Below are 8,751 nucleotides of genomic sequence, written 5' to 3' on the forward strand. Positions count from 1 at the left end.
TGCTGAATAAGTCATAATCTTTTTACTTTTCGCTTATTTTAAAGCTACCGTACCACTTTTATAAAAGATCTACTATACTAGTCGACAAAGCCTTGAGTTTGGGGGTACAACATTATCAACAATAAAGCACATCAACAGCATGATGAGATAAGATTTGGATTATAATATTGATAAGCTCCAATAACATTCAGCAGCTGTCCTCTAATCTCTATAGCAGTCGCTCCCAGATCCACAGTAGCGAATTGGATTTTATGGTTCTGCATGATAATATACTCATTAACATCCTCACCGACTGAAGGATGGAGTAGCAGACCAGAGGCATTATCGTTAAGGGGATCTTCACCACCTTCTTGAGATTTTAAGTAGGCGTACATCTGATAGAGATAACCACTACGTAAAGTCTCATCTCTATACCAACCACGTGTAACCACGGCATTGAATTTAGTATCAATAATTGTACGATGCCCTACCTCTGTATTATCAATGATGACATCTGTCTTCATATTAGGAAGTATTTTATCGATACCTAAGCTCTTGTCATCGATTTGCCACTTAAGCGTTTTGCCAGCGCTGACACGCCAGACACTATTTGAAAGAACCGTGTCATAAAATCCCGCAACCCCTTTTTCAAAGAGCTTACGAAGCCACGGCAGATTGTCTCTTTCTGGTAAAGACAGCTGCCTTGTACCGGCAGACTCCGTTGGCAGTGCCAGATTAAAAGCTAAGTGTGCTGCAGCAATCATTGATTTATCTTCAACATCATGTCTTCCAAATCGGTCTACTGAAACTTCACTCCGACTCGGACGTACCTGACTGACTCCCATGCGCCTTAAGCGCACATCCAATGATCGACACCTATGAGCCAAGTCCTTACTTTTAACAACTTTAGAAATGGTTTCAAGAGCGGCACGAACATATCTATTACGTGGGGTATCAATCGTGAACTCATCAAAATGGCAAGCGACTTTGCCACGGTCAAGCAATCTATTTCTCTCAGTACTAAGCAAATCTATTCTTCCACGTACACGATTAAGCACCGCATCACGTGATTGGTAGCTATAGCTCAAATTGCGCTGAATACGGTGCTCGACCCGTCGACAAAGCATTTCCGCAACCAAATCCGGGATGTCATCAGGATTGTTTTCAACTGCTACTTTGGCTGCATCAAACTCCCTATAGAGATCTGATGCATATAATATTAGCAGCCAAAGATTACGAATAGGTATCTCACCTATTCGCTCAACCTCTTCATAAGACTCAGGCAGATATTCGACTTCAAAAGACATATGCTTACAGACCTGCAATCAAGCGTTTTTGTGCGCTCTTAGACTTGTCTAAATTATCGAACCAGTACTCATCAAGCAAAGGACCAATCTCCGTTTCTACAACCTCACTAAACCATTCTTTAGCATCTGTGATATTCATGCCAACGGCTGGCGTGACATAACTATGTCCTACTCTAAATTGAGCGCCAAGGCTTGCATCTGCAGAAATCTCATTGTTTAGAGTGGTGATACGGCTATCGATCTCTTTCAGAACCGCTGAATCAATACCATTTTTAGATTGGACCCAATCATGCCAAGGCTTACCTAAGGTAGGTTCAAGATCAATGAAAGCAAAGCGACGACGTAGCGCAAGATCCACTAAAGCTAGAGAGCGGTCAGCAATATTCATCGTACCTACTACGTATAAGTTATCAGGTATAAAGACACGCTCACCATCCTTTCTCTTATAAGACAACTCCAGCGCTTCATCTGGTGTTCTCTTGTCCGTCTCTAAGAGCGTAAGCATCTCACCAAACACCTGAGCAGGGTTGCCTCGGTTAATCTCTTCGATGACAATAACGTATTTTGATTCAGGATTTTCTAGAGCAACCTTAATCATTTCCATAAAAGGGCCATCTACCAATGTCAGCTTACCTTCACCTGATGGTCTCCAACCACGAATAAAATCTTCATAGGATAGGTTTGGATGAAACTGTACTGCTCTAATTTTGCTATCGTCTCGATGTCCAATTAAGGCAAACGCCAATCTCTTGGCGAGCCAAGTCTTGCCCGTTCCAGGAGGTCCCTGAAGTATGATGTTTTTCTTAGCATGAAGACGCTTAAGTATCATCTCAATCTTAGATTGAGGTAAAAAGCACCCATCAGCTGTAATATCATCAATAGAGTAAATATCAGGAGCTACTATGGTATCAAGCTCAGAATATATTTCGACATCAAGATCACTGGCTAGATTCTCGTCTAGTAAGCGATATACTCCTTTGTTAAGTAACTCTATTTCCCCATCATTTTCCATGTCTATTAGTAGAGAGTTTACTCCTGATTTAATACATGCCCTATTAGGAAAGATTTTCTTAATATCATCCGTAAATCTTGCTAAAAATTCCTTTTTAGTGAACTCACAAGACTGCTTTTCATAACAAAGCTGTCTTACTTTAGATGGAATAATATCTTTCCAAGATCTATTAGACGATTTTTCTGAATTACTTGGCCGATACTTGTATGCTGCGAGAGATAGTTCTGGAAACGAGTGCACAGGGTAGCTGTCTTCCTGAAATCGCGTATCAAGATTATCTAGCAATTCTAAGTAATCATTTGCAGTACAACGTCCCTTTAGACCGTTCATACTAATCTCAATATTAAGCTTTTTATTAATATATTCTTGAGACTGCCCGTCTAGTGTCAAGAAGTTCCAAGGCCTAATCCAATATAGACCCATAGTGAGGTTCCAACCCACACCAAAGCACTGCGCCGCTTTATCATATGCAGCAATAAACTCAGGCCTAATATCTTCACTTTCACCTTCATTGTCTAAATCAGTAAATGAGATTGCCCGAGCAAAAATATCCCATAGATTATCTATATCATCTGGCTGACGTTTATAGCTATAGCCAAAAAACCATGTTTTTTGATTGTTGACAGTAGGGATACTATCGAATGATTCTGGCACTGGCTGCGATACACCAAGTAAATCAGCCAATTCCTTAGCGATGACTTTTCGATTATCATCTGTAATACCTCGATTGAACATAGCCATGACTGTGAATGGGCATATGTCTTTCAATAGTCCTCCTACAACACCCTCTTCGTACTGATCGTTAAGAATAGACATAACGTCACTTTTTTCAGAGATTTTATGAATGCCAGCTATTAGCTCATCACGGCGATCTCTAAAAGTGAGAAGTTTAGATGCGATTTCCTCATAGAAACTCGTCCACTTAAATGATGACTTTTCTTTATTATCACCAAACCTTTCACGCCAAAATGGGTCATTACGAAATCTATCAATATCTTGAGATTTGCCATGAAATGCAAAATCTATTAAACCTGCCCTTAGTGCAGTCTCAGGAATAACTTTCCAAACCGTATTACGATTTGTGAAAAAATACCATTCTTTAGGCTTAGTACCTTTTTCCCAGTCTACTTTCAAACTTCCACCATCTCCCAGGTTCTCTACCACTGTGCCAATAGCCTTGATAGCCATGACAGAAACTATATGTCCCCGACTCTCAAAAGGTACGCCATTTTTTCTTGTATAGGTTGATTTAATAGCAATTCTCTCGCCAGCTTTAATAGTTTTTATTAGATCAGCCTGCTTACCTTTAGTATTAACTTCCCAGATGCCCTCTTCAATAAATCGAGACGTTTGATCTATACCATTATGTGCAGCACCGACAAACCAATAAGGTGTCATATCACTAAATTCAAAATTATCACTCATTTTTCAATCCCTATCTATTAAATTGTATTTTTATTATGATTTTAAGATACTCTCTAAGTTCAAATAAACAATATTTTTTATCAAAACTCGCAGTTTCGGGGGAGATTCACCACAGATTAAGTTTTAATATGTTCTTTATAGGCAGTGAGGTACTGGCTATAACAACTAAACTAATCATTAACGGAGTCAAAATCATGCGAATTCTTATAAATAATAATCAAGGTGGAAACTGGCCAAGCACAACAGGCAACCCATCAGGTGGCGGACGCGATAACAATCCACCGAGTAAATAAACCATTCAGTACAAAGGATAATCTTATGTCTAAAAACACCAATAACAAGCCGTGCCCTCAATATCCAGAAAACAAACCTAGTATGAAAGAAGGTAAAATATCTGGAAAAGGTTGCAGTAATAATATTAAATCTAAATAAATGTTAGTTTAATAATTCATGTCAAGCCATACGTTCAGTACGTATGGCTTGATTTTTTAAATAATCTGGCCACTCAGTACGTTCATTTTTAGCCTGTTCATCTACGTGTTGCTCATAAAAGTGAGTGAACGATTCCCATAAATCATAATATTCGTCATAAATAATAAAGTTTTGCTCTTTAGTAACTTTGTTCAACTTATCCGCTTGCTCATACATATTCTGAAAAAAGGCATATATAAACCATATAACGCCTTCAGCATTAGGAGACAGCCCACCAAGATCGTTTATATCTTCAGTTTTTAAATATTTAACAAATGACTTCTGCCAGTTGACTAACTCATCATTATGTTTCTTCTCGGAAGATTTTTTCATACCTAGCAACCAGTAAAACTCTTCCAGACTAATCCAGTTTCTCTTACTGTCACGTTCGCTTTTTATATCTAAAAAACTGTATAACTGGCCATGCTCATCATCTGTATTCCAATTAATCTTATCTCGAAGACCGTAGGTGCTCTTCGGCATTTTCTTAGGTTTTGGATTTTTACGGGCTTCTTCAGTTTTCTCAGAACTATAGAAATAAAGATCTGTTAGTAAAAAATGTATGAGTGAGCGCGAGGTACAAGTGAAAGGGCTACCGTTTTCGTTAGTTAAGTTATGTTTTTTAGTTGTTGTGTCATATTGCCACTTATTTGGACTTAGTTTGTGCATAAATAACCAGCCCAGACTAATGGGTGAAATGTCTTTTGAGTAAACAGCATGGTGAATACAAGCATCAAGATGGCCTAAAGCTGAGCCTTTCCCAAACTCTGTGTAACTGCTTATAATCCACTAACCGGAGAATAAGCAATGACTAACCAAAACGACATTAAAAAACTGGCCCAGCAGATGGCTGGTAGCATGAAAAGCTTCGATGACATCAAAGACTTCCAAAAGCAGCTCATGCAATCCTTTATCGATACTGCCCTGGAAGCTGAGATGGAAGACCATCTCGGCTATCCCAAGCATGAGAAAGCAGACAAGCCTAATAAGCGCAATGGGCACACTAAAAAGACCGTCCGCAGTGACACAGGCGATCTTGAGATCTCCACCCCAAGAGACCGTGATAGCAGCTTTGAGCCTGTACTCGTTAGTAAGCATCAAACCCGTATCTCAGGTCTTGACGATAAAATCATCTTTTTTTATGCCAAAGGTCAAACCACCACTGAAATCGTCGAAACCATTAAAGAGCTCTACGATGTCGACATCTCAAGCTCTCTTGTCTCAAGAGTCACCGATAACATATTAGAGGACATCACCGCTTGGCAGAACAGGCCATTGAGCAGTGTTTATCCTATTGTCTATCTAGACTGCATTGTCGTCAAAGTACGTCAAGATAAGCAGATTATCAACAAAGCCATTTACTTAGCGCTAGGTGTTGCTCTTGATGGTAAAAAAGAGCTGCTTGGTATGTGGCTCTCAGAGAATGAAGGCGCTAAGTTCTGGCTAGGCGTTCTCACTGAATTGCAGAACCGTGGGGTACAAGACATCTTAATCGCCTGTGTCGATGGCTTAAAGGGCTTCCCCGATGCCATCAACACGGTTTACCCCAACGCTCAGGTTCAGCTGTGTATCGTGCATATGGTGCGCTATTCAATGAAGTTCGTACCGTGGACAGATAAAAAGAAAGTAGCGGCTGATTTAAAGGCCATCTACGGCGCTGATACGCTTGAGATAGCAGAGGCCAACCTTGAGCACTTTGATGAGGTATGGGGCAAAGAGTACCCACATGTGGTCAAGTCTTGGCGTAATAACTGGGAGGGCTTAACGGTGTTCTTTGACTATCCTAAAGACATCAGAAAAGCGATTTATACCACCAATGCTATTGAGTCATTAAACAGTGTGATTAGGACAGCAGTGAATAAGCGTAAGGTGTTCCCATCTGATCAAGCTGCATTTAAAGTGGTGTACTTAGCAACCCAGCAGGCATCTAAAAAGTGGTCGATGCCGATTCGTAACTGGACGTCTGCCCTTAATCGCTTTATGATTATGTTTGATGATCGTATTAGCAGGCATTTAATCTAAAGGGCAGTTACACAGAATCTGGGATACCCTCTTATTTGGAGCTTTAACCAATCAAACGAATACTACTCAATCGCTTAATTTAGATTTTATTTATGGTGACGTCAAAAATGGCATTTTTTCAGTACTAGATGGTCAACAGCGCTTGACCACTTTATTTCTATTGCACTGGTTCTTAGCTGTTAAGAATAAGGATCTAACAGAATTTAGACAAAGATTTATGACAGATGATGGGCAATCACGCTTCACCTACAAAACACGTTCTAGCTCTACTGAGTTCTTCAATGCTTTAGTCAAATATGGAGAAGTCAAATTAACATCAGAAAAAACAGATTGTTCATTCGAACCATCTATTAAGGATTTAGTTTGCGATAGTAAATGGTTTTATTTAGCGTGGAAGCAAGACCCAACCGTACAAGCTTGCCTATATATGCTTGATGCTATTGAGGATAAATTTTCACTTGCTGAAGGTGATCTGTATAAAAGAATAACCAATATAGACTCACCTTATATTACATTTCAATTTTTACCATTAGAGTCATTTGGCTTGTCTGACGAACTGTATATAAAAATGAATGCACGTGGCAAACCACTCACTTCATTTGAAAACTTCAAAGCAAAATTTGAGAAATCCATTAAGCTATGTATCGAGTTACTGCCTAAATATCAGTTGGATTTTAAAGAAGTAAAGGTCAATAGTTATGAATACTTCATACATAAAATAGACACTAACTGGGCAGACTTATTCTGGTCATATCGAAATAAGTCCAATAATACATTTGATGAAGAAATAATGAATTTTATTCGTCTGATTATCTTGTATCAGTACCTTTTAAATTACAAAGCGAATAGTGAAAGAATTACTCAAGATATAAAACTTTTCCTTGATAATAATAAATTGAGAGCTGTATCGATATCTGAGTATAAAAAGCAAAAATGCTTTGACCCAAAACTTATTATTCGATTGATTGATATACTAGACCTACTTGAGAATAAAGGTCACAACCAAATAAAAACCTATCTACCTGAGCAAAAATATTATGCTGAAAGCGATATTTTTAAAAAAATAATTGCAGATGATACAACATATTCACAAAAACTGCGGTTCTACGCATTTTACTGCTACCTATCTAAGAGACCTAAAGCTGCTCAGAGTTTTCATGATGGACTAGCACAACCTGATCTCGCACAGTGGATGCGAGTTGTCTATAACTTAACTGAGAATTCTAATATAGATAGTGCACTTAATTTCTATCTAGCATTATTATCTATCGAAAAATTAAATGAAAGCAAGACAACTGTGCTTTCACTATTGAAGAACAACCCTAACCTTCAAATAAAAAACTTTTCACCAGAACAAGTTCTTGAAGAGAAAATAAAAGCACATTTGATATTAAAATCAACGGATTGGCAATTAGCAGTCATTGAAGCAGAAAATCATTCATACTTTAAAGGTCAAATTGGTTTTCTTTTAGAATTCTCTGGTATTTTATCATTTTACGAACAACATAAACACTGTGAGTGGGATATTACGAGGAACAAACACTTCATTAATCAATTCAAAAAATATGCTGAATCAGCATCTAATACTTTTTCAATGAGTAACGATAGTAAGTATCTTTGGGAAAGAGCTGTTCTTTGTAAAGGTGAGTATTTTATTTCTAGAGGCTCTGAACGTTTTAGCTTATTGAGTGTTCGTACGACCAGACAAAATATCAATAGGGACTATAGTTGGCATCGTTTACTGCGTCTAGATATAAAAACAGTAAAAGAACGAGGTTATGTTAAAGCTGTATTTGATGACCCGAACTTTAACTGCAATAGTGAAGATGATTTAAAGTCTTCACTACAAGTTATTTGCGATAAATCTGTTGAAGAAAGTCCTTTTGAATATTGGAGAGAAGCATTCATTAGATATCCTCAAATTTTTGAGCGCTGTACTCTAGGATTTATAGCAGTCATTGGTAAAGAGATATTTTTATACAACCAATATCAACGCAACCATTTGCATAGTGAACTTTATACAAAAATATTAGAAATAAAAATATTAGAAATAAAAATAGACTATCCTGATCTACTCAAACCTTTTAGCAGGCTAGATTACATACAGGTTAGGTCTGGCTACGAATCAGCAGGCCTACATATAAAAGATTGGGATTTCAAGAACCAGGCATTCTCTATTGAAATAATAAAAGAAGCAGATCATTTCAATATATACTTTAAGAACAATACTCCAAACTCTTACCCAGAAAATATTAGTATTATATTACTGGAATTAGGTTTTGAATATATTGAAACAGATCTAGAGCTAAACTTAGATACAATAGCTAGCCTTACTTACTTCACAGATACCAAACAAACCACTGTAGATGATGTCATAATTAAACTAAAACACTTATGTGAAAAAATCAGAAATATCAACGATGAGTAACGTTAACCATACCCATGCAATCCATAACATTATAGTCACCTGACCATAAAAGTGTTATAAAATAAATCAACTAAACGATTACCACAATAAATAACCATGACTTACTC

At 37.7% G+C, this 8,751-nt stretch carries 5 protein-coding genes; 2 read left to right on the forward strand and 3 right to left on the reverse strand.

Annotated elements, in window-relative coordinates; all coding sequences use genetic code 11:
* Window positions 1-131 precede the first annotated feature (131 nt).
* From mcrC to JMX13_RS13185, 3 genes are all read right to left on the reverse strand, one after another.
* On the reverse strand, window positions 132-1,286 hold the full coding sequence (gene mcrC, locus JMX13_RS13175; protein WP_201613248.1) for a 5-methylcytosine-specific restriction endonuclease system specificity protein McrC: 1,155 nt from the start codon (window positions 1,284-1,286) through the stop codon (window positions 132-134).
* A 4-nt stretch (window positions 1,287-1,290) separates the two neighbouring features.
* Window positions 1,291-3,723 (reverse strand): AAA family ATPase, encoded by a 2,433-nt coding sequence (locus JMX13_RS13180; RefSeq protein ID WP_201613249.1) that lies wholly within the window; start codon window positions 3,721-3,723, stop codon window positions 1,291-1,293.
* A gap of 453 nt (window positions 3,724-4,176) precedes the next feature.
* Entirely contained in the window at window positions 4,177-4,863 is a 687-nt protein-coding gene (locus JMX13_RS13185) for a hypothetical protein (RefSeq protein ID WP_201613250.1), read from the reverse strand.
* Window positions 4,864-5,001: 138 nt separating this feature from the next.
* On the opposite strand from JMX13_RS13185, the gene JMX13_RS13190 reads away from it, so the two are divergent.
* Together JMX13_RS13190 and JMX13_RS13195 are read left to right on the forward strand one after the other, a co-directional pair.
* Entirely contained in the window at window positions 5,002-6,216 is a 1,215-nt protein-coding gene (locus JMX13_RS13190) for an IS256 family transposase (protein WP_201613252.1), read from the forward strand.
* A 112-nt stretch (window positions 6,217-6,328) separates the two neighbouring features.
* Window positions 6,329-8,644: a DUF262 domain-containing protein gene (locus JMX13_RS13195; RefSeq protein WP_227686337.1), complete on the forward strand. Its 2,316-nt coding sequence runs from the start codon at window positions 6,329-6,331 to the stop codon at window positions 8,642-8,644.
* Window positions 8,645-8,751: the final 107 nt, after the last annotated feature.

The organism is Psychrobacter immobilis (genome assembly GCF_904846285.1).
GTDB classification, from domain to species: domain Bacteria; phylum Pseudomonadota; class Gammaproteobacteria; order Pseudomonadales; family Moraxellaceae; genus Psychrobacter; species Psychrobacter immobilis_D.